Source organism: Micromonospora sp. NPDC005173, assembly GCF_040608515.1.
GTDB lineage: Bacteria > Actinomycetota > Actinomycetes > Mycobacteriales > Micromonosporaceae > Micromonospora.
This window is the reverse complement of the sequence record NZ_JBEXIK010000001.1, coordinates 211,219-226,020: the sequence shown is the minus strand read 5'-3', so window position 1 is coordinate 226,020 and position 14,802 is coordinate 211,219. Positions and strand designations below refer to the sequence as shown.

15 protein-coding genes are annotated in these 14,802 nt (G+C 72.6%); 11 read left to right on the top strand and 4 right to left on the bottom strand.

Features of this window, described 5'->3' with window-relative positions:
- The first annotated feature begins 19 nt into the window (after window positions 1-19).
- The 6 genes from ABZV00_RS01075 to ABZV00_RS01050 are packed head-to-tail and all read left to right on the top strand — an operon-like array spanning window position 20 to window position 5,612.
- Entirely contained in the window at window positions 20-880 is an 861-nt protein-coding gene (locus ABZV00_RS01075; protein WP_355600769.1) for an STAS domain-containing protein, read from the top strand.
- Complete coding sequence (locus tag ABZV00_RS01070) at window positions 880-1,290, top strand: STAS domain-containing protein (RefSeq protein WP_355600767.1); 411 nt, start codon at window positions 880-882, stop codon at window positions 1,288-1,290. Before ABZV00_RS01075 ends, ABZV00_RS01070 begins: the two co-directional genes overlap by 1 nt.
- The gene (locus ABZV00_RS01065; RefSeq protein WP_355600765.1) at window positions 1,287-1,706 is read left to right on the top strand and encodes an ATP-binding protein; all 420 of its coding nucleotides are present in this window, start codon (window positions 1,287-1,289) and stop codon (window positions 1,704-1,706) included. Before ABZV00_RS01070 ends, ABZV00_RS01065 begins: the two co-directional genes overlap by 4 nt.
- Window positions 1,703-2,716: a SpoIIE family protein phosphatase gene (locus tag ABZV00_RS01060; protein WP_355600763.1), complete on the top strand. Its 1,014-nt coding sequence runs from the start codon at window positions 1,703-1,705 to the stop codon at window positions 2,714-2,716. Before ABZV00_RS01065 ends, ABZV00_RS01060 begins: the two co-directional genes overlap by 4 nt.
- Window positions 2,713-4,074 carry a sensor histidine kinase gene (locus tag ABZV00_RS01055; RefSeq protein WP_355600761.1) on the top strand — a complete coding sequence of 454 codons (1,362 nt, stop codon included), beginning with the start codon at window positions 2,713-2,715 and terminating at the stop codon, window positions 4,072-4,074. The genes ABZV00_RS01060 and ABZV00_RS01055 overlap by 4 nt, the downstream gene beginning before the upstream one ends.
- Before the next feature lie 2 nt (window positions 4,075-4,076).
- Window positions 4,077-5,612: a SpoIIE family protein phosphatase gene (locus ABZV00_RS01050; RefSeq protein ID WP_355600759.1), complete on the top strand. Its 1,536-nt coding sequence runs from the start codon at window positions 4,077-4,079 to the stop codon at window positions 5,610-5,612.
- A 48-nt stretch (window positions 5,613-5,660) separates the two neighbouring features.
- On the opposite strand, the gene ABZV00_RS01045 is transcribed toward ABZV00_RS01050, so the two are convergent.
- The gene (locus ABZV00_RS01045; protein ID WP_355600757.1) at window positions 5,661-6,464 is read right to left on the bottom strand and encodes an AraC family transcriptional regulator; all 804 of its coding nucleotides are present in this window, start codon (window positions 6,462-6,464) and stop codon (window positions 5,661-5,663) included.
- 31 nt (window positions 6,465-6,495) lie between these two features.
- Here ABZV00_RS01045 and ABZV00_RS01040 point away from each other — a divergent pair, with 31 nt between their 5' ends.
- Window positions 6,496-7,074 (top strand): TIGR03086 family metal-binding protein, encoded by a 579-nt coding sequence (locus ABZV00_RS01040; RefSeq protein ID WP_355600755.1) that lies wholly within the window; start codon window positions 6,496-6,498, stop codon window positions 7,072-7,074.
- A 653-nt stretch (window positions 7,075-7,727) separates the two neighbouring features.
- On the opposite strand, the gene ABZV00_RS01035 is transcribed toward ABZV00_RS01040, so the two are convergent.
- Window positions 7,728-7,907 carry a hypothetical protein gene (locus tag ABZV00_RS01035; protein ID WP_355600753.1) on the bottom strand — a complete coding sequence of 60 codons (180 nt, stop codon included), beginning with the start codon at window positions 7,905-7,907 and terminating at the stop codon, window positions 7,728-7,730.
- Between the two features lie 14 nt (window positions 7,908-7,921).
- On the opposite strand from ABZV00_RS01035, the gene ABZV00_RS01030 reads away from it, so the two are divergent.
- The 3 genes from ABZV00_RS01030 to ABZV00_RS01020 all read left to right on the top strand — a co-directional run bounded on the left by ABZV00_RS01030 (window position 7,922) and on the right by ABZV00_RS01020 (window position 10,815).
- Window positions 7,922-8,146 carry a hypothetical protein gene (locus ABZV00_RS01030; RefSeq protein ID WP_355600751.1) on the top strand — a complete coding sequence of 75 codons (225 nt, stop codon included), beginning with the start codon at window positions 7,922-7,924 and terminating at the stop codon, window positions 8,144-8,146.
- A gap of 114 nt (window positions 8,147-8,260) precedes the next feature.
- A complete protein-coding gene (locus ABZV00_RS01025; protein ID WP_328422503.1) occupies window positions 8,261-8,692 on the top strand; it encodes a hypothetical protein in 432 nt (143 codons plus the stop codon).
- Window positions 8,692-10,815 (top strand): bifunctional polysaccharide deacetylase/glycosyltransferase family 2 protein, encoded by a 2,124-nt coding sequence (locus ABZV00_RS01020; protein WP_355600749.1) that lies wholly within the window; start codon window positions 8,692-8,694, stop codon window positions 10,813-10,815. The genes ABZV00_RS01025 and ABZV00_RS01020 overlap by 1 nt, the downstream gene beginning before the upstream one ends.
- A gap of 52 nt (window positions 10,816-10,867) precedes the next feature.
- Here the strand turns inward: ABZV00_RS01020 and ABZV00_RS01015 are convergent, their stop codons facing one another.
- On the bottom strand, window positions 10,868-11,014 hold the full coding sequence (locus ABZV00_RS01015) for a hypothetical protein (RefSeq protein WP_355600747.1): 147 nt from the start codon (window positions 11,012-11,014) through the stop codon (window positions 10,868-10,870).
- A gap of 205 nt (window positions 11,015-11,219) precedes the next feature.
- Window positions 11,220-13,316 (bottom strand): S9 family peptidase, encoded by a 2,097-nt coding sequence (locus ABZV00_RS01010; RefSeq protein ID WP_355600745.1) that lies wholly within the window; start codon window positions 13,314-13,316, stop codon window positions 11,220-11,222.
- A 96-nt stretch (window positions 13,317-13,412) separates the two neighbouring features.
- Between ABZV00_RS01010 and ABZV00_RS01005 the strand changes: the two genes are divergently transcribed.
- Window positions 13,413-14,771: an FAD-binding oxidoreductase gene (locus ABZV00_RS01005; RefSeq protein WP_328422511.1), complete on the top strand. Its 1,359-nt coding sequence runs from the start codon at window positions 13,413-13,415 to the stop codon at window positions 14,769-14,771.
- Window positions 14,772-14,802 lie beyond the last annotated feature (31 nt).

Here is a 14,802-nt window from a genome sequence, read left to right as displayed (position 1 = left end):
GGTCGAGGGGGGTTTCGCAATGGCGTTGAGCGCCGAGGAAAGTGGTCGACTCGCCGCGTTGCTGGGTGGGCAGGCCGAACGGGTCACGCAGCGGTGGACCGAAATCATCGCCAGTTCGTTGCGCGGCCGGCTGAGCCAGGCGGAGCTGCGCCGGCAGGTTCATGACCTGCACCATGCCATCGTCAGCGCCGGCGAGCAGGGCGTCATCGACCTGTCCGCCGAGAACGCCGCCGAACTGCGCGCCACGCTCTCCGAGCTGTCCCGTGGCCGGGCCCGGCAGGGCTTCTCCGCCACCGAGACCGCGATCAGCATCTTCGCGCTCAAGGACGTGTTGGCCGACCTGGTGCAGGAGGCCGGCGGCGACAAGGCCCTGCACGACTACGTCGCCTTCTCCAGGCTGGTCGACGAGCTGGGCCTGTTCACCTTCGAGAGCTTCGTACGCACCCGGGAGAGCCTGATCGCCGACCAGGCCGAGCAGCTGCTCGAGCTCTCCACGCCGGTGGTCAAGCTCTGGGAGGGCGTGGTCGCCGTCCCGCTGGTCGGCACCCTGGACTCGGCCCGGGCCCAGGTGGTGATGGAGCGGCTGCTGCAGACCCTGGTCGACACCAGCTCCCCGTACGCGATCATCGACATCACCGGCGTCCCGGCGGTGGACACCCAGGTCGCCCAGCACATCCTGAAGACCGTGGTGGCCGCCCGGCTGATGGGCGCCGATTGCATCATCTCCGGCATCCGCCCGCAGATCGCGCAGACCATCGTCGCGCTCGGCATCGAGTTCGGTGACATCGCCACCAAGGCGAGCCTCGCCGACGCCCTGCGCCACGTGCTGCGGCTGACCGGTGTGGAGAACTCCCGCCGACAGTCGCGCCGGGACGCCTGATGGAACGGGTGCCGATCCTCAAGATCGGTGACATCCTGCTCGTCTCCATCCAGCTCGACATGTCCGACCAGACCGCGGTCGCGCTCCAGGAGGACCTCGCCGAGCGGATCGTGGCCACCGGTTGCCACGGCGTCATCATCGACATCACCGCGCTGGACATCGTCGACTCCTTCGTCGGGCGGATGCTCTCCACCATCGCGTCGATCTCCAAGGTGCTCGACGCGGAGACGGTGGTGGTCGGGATGCGCCCCGCCGTCGCCATCACCCTGGTCGAACTGGGCCTGTCGCTGAACGGCATCCGTACCGCTCTGAACGTCGAGCGCGGCATGGAGCTGATCGCGGCGGCGCTTCCAGACGAGCTCGATGACCAGCTCGCCGACGATCCGGACGCCGAGACGGCCACGCTGTGACCATGGGTATCGACCTGGGCCACCCGCAGGCGCAGTCGATCCGGAGTGACGAGGACGTGGTGCGCGTCCGGCAGCTGGTCCGTGCCGTGGCGGTGGCCGTCAAGCTTTCCCTGGTCGACCAGACCAAGGTGGTCACCGCGGCGAGCGAGCTGGCCCGCAACACCCTGGTGTACGGCGGCGGCGGCACGGTGGAGGTGACCACCGTGGACAACGGGCGGCGCCAGGGAGTCCAGATCGTCTTCACCGACTCCGGGCCCGGCATCGCCGATCTCGACATGGCCTTCACGGACGGCTACACCACGGGCGGCGGCCTCGGCCTCGGGCTCAGCGGCGCCCGGCGACTTGTCGACGAGTTCCAGATCGAGACGTCCGCGGAGACCGGCACCCGCATCGCGGTCACCAAGTGGTCCCGGTGAACGGGGACGTGGTCACCGACAGCGGTATCTGGTTCCGGGTGGAGGCCAGCAGCGCGGCCAGCGCCGTCCGGCGTGCCGCCGAGCGCCTCGGTGAGCAGGTGGAGCTGGGGCAGCCACGCATCGCCGACCTGGCCATCGTCGCCGCCGAGCTGACCAGCAACCTGGTCAAGCACGCCGACGAAGGCGCTCTGCTCCTGCGGCCGGTACGCCGCGCCGGGGAAGCAGGCGTCGAACTGGTGGCCATCGACTCCGGGCCCGGCATGGCCGACCTGACGGCCTCGTCCCAGGACGGGCACTCCACCACCGGCACGCTCGGCATCGGTCTGGGCGCCATCGTCCGGCAGGCCAACTGGTTCGACGCGTACTCGCTGCCCGGCCGGGGCACCGTCCTCGCCGTGCAGGTCTGGCCGGCCGAGCCGGCCCGACCGTCCTGGGCCGGCGCCCTCACCCGGCCGTTGACCGGTGAGACGGTCAGCGGCGACGGGTACGCCGTCCGGATCGCGGACGGGCGGCACCAGGTGCTGGTCAGCGACGGCCTGGGGCACGGCCCGCTGGCCGCCGCGGCCACCCAGGCTGCGCTGGCCGCGTTCCGTGACGCCCCGGCCGGCCCACCGGCAACGGTGGTCAGTCACCTGCACCGGGCCATGTCGCACACCCGCGGCGCGGCGCTGGCGGTCGCCGAGCTGGTGCCGGAGGACGGCGTGCTGCACTACGCCGGGCTGGGCAACATCGCCGGCGTGGTCGTCGAGGGCGACGGCAAGCGCCGAGGGCTGGTGTCGCTGCCCGGCATCGCCGGGCACCAGCGGCCGACGGTCCGGGGATACGACTACCCGTTCGGTCCGGGCGCCCGGCTCGTCATGCACAGCGACGGAGTGGTCGACCGCTGGCGGTTGACCGACTACCCGGGCCTCGCGGAACGGTCCCCGCTGGTGATGGCGGCGACCCTGCTGCGCGACGCCGGAGTACGGCGCGACGACGCCTGCGTGCTGGTCGCGAGGTCCTGGGCATGACCGGGGAGCCGGCCGCGCTGCCGCTGCTGCAGATGGCGCTGCGAGTCGAACAGGACATCTTCGTGATCCGCCAGCGGGGCCGCGAGGTGGCCGCGGTGGTCGGCCTGGAACACCAGGACCAGATCCGGATCGCCACCGCGCTCAGCGAGGTGGCCCGGGACCTGCTGCGGACGGTGGGGGGCGCGGAGGTCTCCTTCCACATCGATGCGGGCACCGACGGCCGGTTCCACCTCCGCGCCGACCTGGCCCCTATGGCCCCGCTGCCGGACGGCCGGTACGAGCCGCAGTCCGGCGCGGTGTCCCGACTGGTCGACACACTGAGCGTTTCGACCGTCGCGGGGGTTACGGTCGTGAGGATGTCCCGACGAGTCCCGGCCAACGCGCCGACGCCCACCCCGGAGCGGCTCGCCGAGTTCCGTGCCGAACTCGGCCGCACCGCGCCGGCCAGCGCCCTGGACGAGCTGACCGTCCAGAACGGGCAGCTCATCGCGGCGCTCGACGAGGTGCGCAGCCAACGCGACGACCTGGCCGTGCTGAACGACGAGCTGGCCGAGACCAATCGCGGCGTGCTGGCGCTCTACAACCAGCTCACCGAGGAGCTGGAGGAGACCAACCGGGGTGTGGTCGCCCTCTACGCCGAGCTGGACGAGAAGTCGGCCCAACTGCGGGCGGCAAGCGAGTCCAAGAGCCGGTTCCTGGCCAATGTGAGCCATGAGCTGCGCGCCCCGGTCACCGCGATCATCGGGTTGGGGCGGCTGCTCTCCGACTCCGCCTCCGACCCGCTCACCGCCGAGCAGGCCCGCCAGGTCGATCTGATCCGGTCCTCGGCGGCCGACCTGCTCGGGCTGGTCAACGAACTGCTGGACCTGGCCAAGGCGGAGTCCGGCCGGATCGAGCCGGACTGGGCGGAGGTGGACCTGCGCCCGATCTTCGGTCAACTGCGCGGCACGCTGCGCGCGCTGGCCACCCGCCCCGAGGTGGAGCTGGTGGTGGAGGAGCCGCCCGCGCGCGCCGTGTTGCGGACCGACGAGGTGCTGCTCGGCCAGGTGCTGCGCAACCTGCTGCACAACGGGCTGAAGTTCACCGAGATCGGCGAGGTGCGGCTGCGGGCCGTGCAACGCGATGACCGGTGGATCATCTCGGTCAGCGACACCGGCCCAGGCATCGCCCCCGAGCTGCACGAACGGATCTTCGAGGAGTTCTACCAGGTGCCCGGGGCGACCCGGGTCGGCGGCACCGGCCTCGGCCTGCCGTACGCCCGGCGGCTGGTGACGCTGCTCGGTGGAACGCTGGAGCTGACCAGCGACCCGGGCCGGGGCAGCACGTTCACGGTCTCCCTGCCCGTGGGCGGAGCGTGACGGTGGACGGCGGAGCGGCGACCATCCTGGTGGTCGATGACAGCCGTACCAAGCGCTACCTGCTGGTCAGCTGGCTGACCCGGGCCGGGTTCACCGTGCTCGAGGCGGAGAACGGCGCAGAGGCGCTGGCCCGGGTAGAGGTGGACCGGATCGACCTGGTGGTGCTCGACGTCCGGCTGCCCGACCTGAGCGGGTACGAGGTCTGCGAACGGGTCAAGGCTGCGCACCCGGCGATGCCGGTGATCCACGTGTCGGCGCACGCCGTGGACGTGGCCGACCGCGCCCAGGGGCTGACCCGGGGCGCGGACGCCTACCTGACCGAGCCGATCGAGCCGGAAGAGCTGATCGCCACCACCCGGGCGGTGCTGCGCTACTACCAGGCCCGGCAACGCGCCGAGCTGCTCGCCGAGCGGCTGCTCGTGCTGGCCGACACGACGGTGGCGGTGTACGCCGCGCCGACCTTCGCCCGGCTGCTGGAGGCCGCCGCCGAGGGCGCCGCGCAGATCTTCAAGAGCCCGGTGGCGGTGGTCGCCGAGACGTTCGACGGCGACTGCCTGGCCGGGATCGCCGCTGGGCCCGGCACCAGGGCCACGCTGGTGCCGTGGGTCGTCGACGACAGCGGGGTGCCGACCGGCGCGACGGTCCGGGTGGAGGACCCGGCGAACTGGGGGCTGATCGAGTGGCCGGCGGGCTCGGTGACGGTGGCCGCAGCCCGGCTGCGGGAGGACCGGGCCCCGTTGTACGTGGTGGTCCCGACCGCCACCCAGACCGCCCGGACACCGGTGCTGGTGCAGCTCGCCCAGGCGGTGGCGGCGGCGGTGGAGGCGCAGCGCTCGTTCGACGAGGAGCACCGGATCGCGGTCACCCTCCAGCGCAGCCTGCTTCCGCGCCGGCTGCCCGACGTGGCCGGGCTGGACCTCGCGGTGCGCTACGAGCCGGCCAACGCACAGACCGAGGTGGGCGGCGACTTCTACGAGCTGGTCATGCTCGACGGGCACCTGCTGCTGGCGATCGGCGACGTCGCCGGCCACTCGCTGCACGCGGCGACGGTGATGGCCGAGCTGCGGCACGCGGTGCGGGCGTACGCGGTCGAGGGGCACCAGCCTGGCGAGATCCTGCACCGGGTCAACGAGCTGATGCGGACCCTGCTGCCGGCCGAGATCGCCACGCTCTGCGTGCTGCTGCTGCACCCGCCGACCGGGCGGGTCCGGCTGGCCAGCGCTGGTCACCTGCCGCCGGTGCTCAGCCTGGACGGCAAGGTGGAGTTCGTGCAGCATTTGGCACCGCTGCTCGGTGTCCGCGCGCCCCGCCCGGCCGACCTGGAGTTCGTGCTGCCGGCCGGCGCCACGCTGGTGTTCTACACCGACGGGCTGATCGAGCGCCGGGACGCCACCATCGACGAGGGGCTGGCCGCGCTCGCCGCGCTGTCCGGCACCGTGGACGAGGACCTGGACCAGTTCTGCGCCCGACTGCTGGTGGAGCTGGCCCCACCGGAGATCCAGGACGACGTCGCCGTGGTCGTGCTGCATCGCCGCTGAGCCGGCGCCGAAGCTGCTCGCGGCGGTGCGGGCCTGCCAGTCCCGGCCTCAGTGGACCGATCGGGCGTACGCGGCGGGCGACACGCCCGCGACGGCGGTGAAGTCGCGGACCAGGTGGGCCTGGTCGCTGTAGCCGAGGTCGGCGGCGAGGCCCGCCCAGTTCAGCGGCCCGCCGGCGGCCTGCTCGACGGCCTCCTGGAGCCGGTAGCGGCGGATCACCCACTTCGGGCCGACCCCCACGTACTCCGTGAAGAGCCGCTGCAACCGGCGGACCGGGACGTCGTGCCGCGCGGCGAAGTCGTCGACCCGCAGCACCGCCCGGTCCGTCCGGATCGCCTCGGCCAGCCGGACGGCCTCCTCGGCCGCCGGGTCCGGCTCGGGCGCCCACGTGGTGAGCAGGGCGTCCAGCGCGCGGCGGCGCTCGTCGTCGGTGCCCGCGCATACCCGACCGTCGGGCAGCGCCAACCGGCCGGTGGGCAACGGCAGCCGGCGGCCGGTCAACTCGGCGACCGGTCGACGCCAGAACGGGTGGAAGCCGCCCGGGCGGAACTGGATCCCGCAGACCCGACCGGTGCCGACCAGCGTGGTCCGGAAGAGGTGGCGGCCCACCCCGGCCACCTCGCCGGTCTCCGGCCCGTCACCGTTGCCGTCGCGTCGGAAGACCACGTTCACCGCTGGGTGCGGCACGACCCGCTGCTCGAACGGTGCGCTCAACGCCCAGTCGATCAGCCAGTAGTGCTCGACCCACGGGCGCAGCGACTCCGCCGGCAGGTGCCGGCGGAAGTGGACCTCGCGCAGCAACCGGCCCGGGTCGAGAATTCCCCGGCTGTCGCCACGCGGTCGCTGTCGCATTTTTTCAAGACCACCCTCATACGCTGGCCCTATGACCACACAGACTAGCGATCTGCTGGCGGCAGCCGCGCCGCGAACCGTCGACGTGGTGCGCGGCATCGCCGACGACCAGCTCGACCTGCCCACACCGTGCCGCGACTACACGGTCCGCGACCTGCTCAACCACCTGTTCGAGGTGGTGGTCAACTTCCAGGACCTGGCCGAGAAACGGGACGTGGAGTGGTCCGACAAGCCCGACCACCTGGCCGACGGCTGGCGGGACCGGTTCGAGACGGAGACCGGCCGGCTGATCGCCGCCTGGGCGGACCCATCCACCCTGGAGGGTGTGTCGCCGGGCATGGGCATGCCGCAGACCGTCATCGGCGGCATGGCGCTGCTGGATCTGACCGTGCACGGCTGGGATCTCGCCGTCGCCACCGGCCAGCCGTACCAGCCGGCTCCGGAAGCCGTGGCCGAGCTGCACGGGCTGGTCGAACAGTTGGCGCCGACCGCCCGCAAGATGGGCGTCTTCGCCGATCCGGCCCCGACCCCGACCACCCAGGACCCCCGGGACCTGCACCACCTCCTGGCCCACACCGGCCGCAACTCCACCTGGCCTTCCACCCCGTGACCCATTCTCTGGCGGTCAGCAGGGTGTGATGGCCGCATGGTGTTCCCGGGGACCGGGCCAGAGCGCATCTCGACGCGTTTGTCGACATTGGTCCGCGATTAGCAGCCTTGACTGACAACTGTCGATGGGATAGATTCCCGTGATCGCTTGGGATAGAGGTCTCAATTACGGGGGGTAAGGTGCGATGAAAAAGCGGGCTTTCTTGCTTGCGGCTGTCGCCACGGCATCGGTTCTCGTAGGCGTGTCAGGGGCCGCCCAGGCCGCACCGACCGGTTGTTCGGCGACCGCCGTCGGTTACGGCTCCGGCGCATACTGCAGCGGCGGCACCGGAGAGTTCCGGGCAAAGACGCGGTGTGACAAGCCGTGGGCCCCGGACTACGACCGGTACGGCGCCTGGATGGGCGTGGGGACCTGGTCGTCTTTCGCCAAGTGCGACAACGGGCACGTCGCTTTCAATGCGACGTGGCAGACGCGATAGTCAGATCCTCGGATGCCGGGCGTCGGACGCTACCTGTCCGACGCCCGTGCGCATTGGCAATAATGCCCGCGTCTTGCAATCAGCAGTGAATGCTGGCTGCAATTGAGGATTCACCGATCTCTGGAATCCGTGCTGCTCGCGCAATGAAACCGGACAGGAAAACGACGACCGACGGTCAGTTCGGTGCGTGGAAGAGGCCGGCGGACCAGGCGATCAGCAGACCGACGGCGGCGGAGCAGCAGCAGACGAGCAGGGCACCGACCACCACCGCGAGGATCATCCAGGCGGACGCGCGCCTGGCCGCTCCCGGCGGCGCATCGGTCTCCGACCCGTCCCGGTCCTCGTCGGTGTGCACCGGGCGGGTCGTCGATGGAGATCTGCGATGCCGGGGCGTCGCTCTGCGATGATCCGGCCACTCGCGCGCAGTACATCCGCGTCGTGCAGACGCCGCCGGTCGAGCGGGCTCTGGAGGTACCGCTGGAGCAACTGGCCTGGCTCGGTGCCGGCGCGTTGGCGGCGGTGCTGGTGACGGTCGGTGTCGGCCTGCTCTTCCTGCAGGTCAGTACGGCGGTGGAGGAGCTGTGCACGGCCTGAGTCGGTGTAACGCCGTTGATGGCGGTGCCGCTATCTGCACCGGAGACCCGGACCATCGGGTCCCCGGCGCCGGACCGGATGGTTCCCGGCGCGGTAATGGCGGGAGCTCGCTAGATGCACAACCAACCGGGCGGTGCTCCGCCGGTGTTCGTCGACGCGACGGGGCGCCGTCGTCGGCTGACCGTCATCGCCGGAACCGCGATGGGTCTCGGCCTGCTCACCAGCCTCGGGCTGATCGCCGCCGGGCTCTTCCTGGACACCTCGGTGCCGCTGCCCGGCTGGTCCGACGACCCTCGGGTGCCCCCGGTGGAGGCCGGCGTGGACGGGATCAACCAGTCACGGTTGGCCGACACGCCGTCGCCCTCGTCCTCCCCGGCGACCAGCACGTCTGTGCCACTGCCCAGCCCAGCCCCGACCACCGGCGCCCGGCGCTCCGGCCCGCCTACCACGGCCACCGTGGCGCCGTCCGCCACGGAGCAGCCGGGCCGGGGCGACCAGCACCGCAACACCGCGAAGCCGAGCAGGTCACCCGGTAAGCCGCAGTGATGACGGCGCGACACGTGGCCCGGCGCGATCCGCGGGCGCACTGGCTCCTGCTCCTCCTCGGGCTGCTCCTGCTGCTCGCGGCGCTCACCGTCAACGGCCTGGTGACCGGCATGGCCGGTGGCTCCGGCATCCCCGCGGCCGACAGTCCCGCCGCCGGCGTACCGGCCCAGGTCGGCTCGGGCGGCCCGGTGCTGCGGCTGGATCGGGCCGAGCCGGCCAGCCGGGCCCTGCCGGACCGGACCATCGCGCTGACCTTCGACGACGGACCGGATCCGCGCTGGACCCCGCAGGTGCTCGACGTGCTGCGCCGGCATGGCGCGCACGCCACCTTCTTCGTGGTCGGGGCCCGGGTCAACGAACACCCGGAGCTGGTCCGGCGGATCCTCGCCGAGGGCCACGAGATCGGGTCGCACACCTTCACCCACGCCGACCTCGCCGCCGTACCGCCGTGGCGGCGTGACCTCGAACTCTCGCTGACCCGCAAGGCGATCGCCGCGGCCACCGGCCAGGAGGTCACCCTGCTCCGGCCACCGTTCTCCTCGGTGCCGACGGCGCTGACCGGACCCGAGTACGCCGCGCTGCGCGCCGCCGCCGGGGCCGGGCACGTCGCGGTGCTCGCCGACCGGGACACCAGGGACTGGCAGCGCCCCGGCGTCGACAAGATCGTGAAGGCGGCCACCCCGACGCAAGGGCGGGGCGCCGTGGTGCTGATGCACGACGGCGGCGGTGACCGGGCGCAGACGGTGGCCGCGCTGGACCGGCTGCTGCCCGCCCTGACCGATCAGGGCTACCGGTTCACCACCGTCTCCAGCGGCATCGACGCCTCGCCGTCGATGGTCCCGGCGGGCGTTGGCACCCGGTTGAGCGGCGCCGCGCTGCGCTGGACCCAGACCGGCGCACGCTGGTCGGCCGGGGCGATGAACCTGCTGCTCGCCGTCGCCCTCGTGCTCGGCGTGGTGCGTCTGGCGGTGCAGGTGTTCTGTGCCCACCGGCACGTGCGCCGGGTCCGCCGGCCCCGGCGGGACGGGCCCGAGGTACGCGCCCCGGTGTCGGTGATCGTGCCGGCGTACAACGAGGCGGCGAACATCGCCGCCACGGTCCGTTCCCTGGTGGCCAGCGCATATCCGGCGCTGGAAGTGATCGTGGTGGACGACGGGTCGGACGACGGCACCGCCGACATCGTGGAGCGGATGCGGCTACGCGGGGTACGCGTGATCCGGCAGGCCAACGCCGGTAAGCCGGCGGCGCTGAACACCGGGATCCGGGCCGCTCGGGCGAACCTGCTGGTGCTGGTGGACGGGGACACCGTGTTCCAGCCGGACACCGTGCACCGGTTGGTGCAGGGCTTCGCCGACCCGTCAGTCGGCGCGATCAGCGGTAATACCAAGGTCGCCAACCGACGCCGACTGCTCGGCCGGTGGCAGCACCTGGAGTACGTGATCGGCTTCAACCTCGACCGGCGGATGTATGACGTACTGGAGTGCATGCCAACCATCCCCGGCGCGATCGGCGCGTTCCGCCGCGAGGTGCTTCTGCGGGTGGGCGGGGTGCCGGCGGACACGCTGGCCGAGGACACCGACCTGACCATGAAGGTGCTCAGGGCCGGGTGGCGGGTGGTCTACGAGGAGTCGGCCATCGCCTGGACCGAGGCCCCCTCGTCGCTGCGTCAGCTCTGGCGGCAGCGCTACCGCTGGTGCTACGGCACGATGCAGGCGATGTGGAAGCACCGGCACGCGCTGCGCGAGTCAGGTGCAGGCGGGAAGCTCGGCCGGCGTGGGCTGCCGTACCTCACGGTGTTCCAGATCGTGCTGCCGCTGGCCGCCCCGGCGGTCGACGTGTTCGCCGTCTACGGTCTGTTCTTCCTGCCCTGGTCGACCCTCGCCATCGCCTGGGTCGGGCTGCTGCTACTCCAGGCGGCCACCGCCGGCTACGCGCTGCACCTCGACGGGGAGCGGTACGGGCCATTGTGGGCGCTGCCGTTCCAGCAGCTGGTCTACCGGCAGCTGATGTACCTGGTGGTGGTGCAGTCGGTGGTCACCGCGCTGATCGGCAAGCGGCTGCGCTGGCAGCGGATGGTGCGTACCGGCGAGGCCGCCGCCCTGGTCGGCGCCGGCCGCGGCTGACTGGGCCGCTCAGGCGGCACCGGCTGACTGGGACGCACGGCGATCGGTCAGGTCAGGGGTGGAAGAGGCCGGCGGACCAGGAGATCAGCAGGCCGACGGCGGCGGAGCAGCAGCACACGAGCAGGGCGGCGGCCACCACCGCGAGGATCATCCAGGCGGATGCGCGCCGGGCCGCGGTCGGTGCCGCTTCGGGCGTCAAGCCGTCCTCGTCGTCGCCGGTCAACGCCGCCCCCCGATCACTCCGGAAGTCTAGGCGGCACCGCCGCCCGGCCGACCGTCATTCGCTGCGCGGGGCTGCCCGGCGACCGGGCAATGTCCTGGAAGTAGTGGCCTCGACGGGAAGCCAAGGCCACTACTTCCAGGTTGTAGCGCGATCATCCCGGTGGGCACCGGAGGCTCGACCGTCAGGCGCGGCCGAGGCGGTCCAGGATCCAGGCGTTGATGAACGCCTCCTCGCGCCAGGCGTCGTAGCGACCGCTCGGACCGCCGTGACCGGCGCCCATCTCCGTCTTGAGCAGGTAGTCGCCGGTCGGGGCGACCGCCCGCAGCCGGGCGATCCACTTCGCCGGCTCCGAGTAGAGCACCCGGGTGTCGTTGAGGCTGGTCACGGCGAGGATCGCCGGGTAGTCCACCGACGCCACGTTCTCGTACGGCGTGTAGGACTTCATGTACGCGTACACCTCGGGGTCCTCCAGCGGGTTGCCCCACTCCTCCCACTCGGTGACGGTCAGCGGCAGCGACGGGTCGAGGATCGAGGTGAGCGCGTCCACGAACGGCACCTGCGCGACGATCCCGCTGAACGCGTCCGGGGCGAGGTTGGCCACCGCGCCCATCAGCAGGCCACCGGCCGAGGCACCCCGGGCGACCAGTCGGTCGCTGGCCGTCCAACCGGCCTTGACCAGGTGCCGGGCGCAGGAGACGAAGTCGGTGAAGGTGTTCTTCTTGGCCAGCATCTTGCCCTGGTCGTACCAGCGCCGGCCCAGCTCACCGCCGCCCCGGATGTGCGCCACCGCGAAGACCACGCCCCGGTCCAGCAGGGACAGCCGGGCCACCGAGAACCACGGGTCCATGCTGGCCTCGTACGAGCCGTAGCCGTACAGCTCGCAGGGGGCCGAGCCGTCCCGGGGAGTGCCGACCCGGCAGACCAGCGAGATCGGCACCCGGGTGCCGTCATCGGCGAGCGCCCAGTCGCGGTGCTGCTCGTACTCGGCCGGGTCGTACGGCCGCCCGTCCGGCCCGGGCAGCACCGGCTTCTGCTTGCGCAGCACCATCTGCCGGGTGACCAGGTCGTAGTCGTACACCGAGTCGGGGGTGACCAGCGAGGAGTAGCGCAGCCGGACCTGCCCGGTGCGGTACTCCGGGTTGGCGTCCAGTCCGACGCTGTACAGCGGCTCGGGGAAGTCGATGTCGTACTCGTCGCCGCCGCCGATCGGCAGCACCCGCAGCCCGGTGAGCCCGTCGGTGCGCAGCGACACCACCAGGTGGTTGGCGAAGGCGTCCACCGCCTCCAGGCGGGTGCCGGGGCTGTGCTCGATCAGCGGCACCCAGTCGCCCGGCGTGTCGGCCGAGGTGAACGCCAGCGCGAAGTCCTCCGCGCCGTCGTTGTGCAGGATCAGGAAGCGGTGGCCGTGGTGCTCCACCGTGTACTCGACGCCCTGCCGGCGAGGCGCGATCACGGCCGGCGCGCCGGCCGGGTTGCCGGCCGTGATCACCAGCACCTCGCTGGTGACCTTGCTGTGGATGTCGATCAGGATGAACTTCTCCGACCGGGTCAGCTCCACGCCCACCCAGAACCGCTCGTCGTCCTCCTGGTGGACCACCACGTCATCGGCTGCGGCCGAGCCGACGGTGTGCCGCCAGACCCGGTTCGGCCGCCAGGCGTCGTCGACCGTCACGTAGAACAGCACCGAGGCGTCGGCCGACCAGGCGGTGCCGTAGAAGGTGTCCGGCACCTCGTCCGGCAGCAGCTCGCCGGTGGTCAGGTCCTTCACCCGCAGGGTGAACCGCTCGTCGCCGGAGAAGTCGGTGGAGTAGGCCAGCCAACGCCCGTCGGGGCTGACGTCGAAGGCGCCCAGCGAGAAGAAGTCGTGCCCCTCGGCCAGCAGGTTGCCGTCGAGCAGCACCTCCTCGCCGTCCAGCGGTGCGCCGTCCGCGCTGAGCGGCGGGTCGGTCTCGGAGTCGCGGACCGCGCGCCGGCAGTGCACCCCGTACTGCTGCCCCTCCACCGTCCGGGTGTAGTACCAGTGCCCGCCCTTGCGGGTCGGCACGGACAGGTCGGTCTCCCGGGTGCGCCGGCGGGTCTCCTCGAACAGGTCCGCGCGCAACTCGGCCAGGTGCGCCGTGCGCTCCTCGGTGTACGCGTTCTCCGCGGTCAGGTAGGCGATCGTCTCCGGGTCGTCCTTGGCGGCGAGCCAGGCGTACTCGTCGACGACGGTGTCGCCGTGGTGGGTGCGCTCGGCGGGCACCCGCTTCGCCGCGGGCGGGGCAGTCTCGGTGGTCACGGCGGCCACGTTACCGGCCGGCCCGCTCCGCGCGCCGGACCAGCGGCATCCCGATAGTCGCCACCACGCCATTCGAACACATGTACGATGACCGGCATGGCGGCAGCAGCGAGTTCCCTCGGCCGGTCCGGAGCCCTCGAGATCACCCGGCGGTTGACGGCGATCTGCGGTCCGCCGTTCGCCCGGCTCGCCGGGCCGGCCGACGAGGTGGCCGGGCGGCCGGCCCGCTGGGTGGCGGTGCCGGGTGGTCCGCACGCCGCGGCCGAGGTGCTGCGGCTGGCCGCCGCGCACGACCTGGCGGTGGTCCCGCGCGGTGCCGGCACGAAGATCGACTGGGGTGCCACCCCCGTGCAGGTCGACATCATGCTCGACACCGGTCGGCTTGCCGGCATCGGTCACGAGCCGGTCGGCGCGCCGGTGGCCGAGGTGGGCGCCGGCACTCCGCTGCGAGCGGTGCAGGCCACGCTGGAGCGCACCGGGCAGCGGCTGGCCATGGACGCCCCGTCGCCGGGCGCCACCCTGGGCGGGGTGCTCGCCGCCGGTGAGGCGGGCCCTCTGCGGCACCGCCACGGCAGCCCGTGCGACCAGCTCCTCGGCGTCCGCTACCTGGGCGCCGACGGCGAGCTGGTCAGCGCCGGCGGCGGCGCGCCCGGGCTCGACCTGGCGCGGCTGCTCTGCGGCTCGCAGGGCGCGCTCGGTGTGCTGGTCTCGGCGAGCATGCGGGTGCAGTCGGTGCCGGCCAGTCGGCTCTGGGTGTCCCGGCCGGTGTGGACGCCGCTGGAGGTGCACGACCTGGTCCGGGCGATCCTCGCCGCCCGGCTGGAGCCGGCGGCCATCGAGCTCGATCTGCCGGCCGGAGCGCCCCGGCCCCGCTCGCCGTACCCGTCCGGCCACCCGGCCGCCACCGCCCGGGAGCGCCACCCCTCGATGTCCGGGCGGGCCAGCGCCCCGTCCCGGGCGGGCAGCCTGGTGGTGCTGCTGGAGGGCGGTCCGGCCGACGTCACGGAGCGGGCCGAGCGCCTGGTCGGCATGCTGCACGGGGAGGCCACCGTCACGCACTCCGCGCCGCCGTGGTGGCGCCGCTACCCGTTCGCACCCGGCGACACAGCGCTGCGCCTGGAGGTGCCGATCAGCGACCTGCACGCCGCTGTCTACGCGCTGCGCGACGCGGCCGGCACCCCGGTGCCGGTGCGGGGTTCCGCCGGGCTGGGCGTGGTGCACGCGGCGCTGCCCGGCGCACTGCCCCCCGACCGGGTGGCATCCATCCTGGCCGCCGTCCGGGGGGTCCTGCTGGCCCGGCAGGGCCGCTGCGTGGTGGTCTCCGCCCCCGCGCCGGTGCGGCAGGCCGTTGACCTCTGGGGTGAGCTGGCCGGCCTGGCCCGGCTGCGGTCCGCCAAGGAGCACCTCGACCCGGAGCATCGACTCGCCCCCGGCCGCCTCCCCGGCGGCCTGTGACCGGGCTCCGCCACCGGCACCGCTACCGGTG

Coding starts and splice junctions, on each gene's coding strand:
- ABZV00_RS01070 (WP_355600767.1), top strand. CDS start 880: ATGGAACGGGTGCCGATCCTCAAGATCGGTGACATCCTGCTCGTCTCC.
- ABZV00_RS01030 (WP_355600751.1), top strand. CDS start 7,922: ATGGAGATCTGCGATGCCGGGGCGTCGCTCTGCGATGATCCGGCCACT.
- ABZV00_RS01075 (WP_355600769.1), top strand. CDS start 20: ATGGCGTTGAGCGCCGAGGAAAGTGGTCGACTCGCCGCGTTGCTGGGT.
- ABZV00_RS01005 (WP_328422511.1), top strand. CDS start 13,413: ATGGCGGCAGCAGCGAGTTCCCTCGGCCGGTCCGGAGCCCTCGAGATC.
- ABZV00_RS01055 (WP_355600761.1), top strand. CDS start 2,713: ATGACCGGGGAGCCGGCCGCGCTGCCGCTGCTGCAGATGGCGCTGCGA.
- ABZV00_RS01045 (WP_355600757.1), bottom strand. CDS start 6,464: ATGCGACAGCGACCGCGTGGCGACAGCCGGGGAATTCTCGACCCGGGC.
- ABZV00_RS01040 (WP_355600755.1), top strand. CDS start 6,496: ATGACCACACAGACTAGCGATCTGCTGGCGGCAGCCGCGCCGCGAACC.
- ABZV00_RS01020 (WP_355600749.1), top strand. CDS start 8,692: ATGACGGCGCGACACGTGGCCCGGCGCGATCCGCGGGCGCACTGGCTC.
- ABZV00_RS01025 (WP_328422503.1), top strand. CDS start 8,261: ATGCACAACCAACCGGGCGGTGCTCCGCCGGTGTTCGTCGACGCGACG.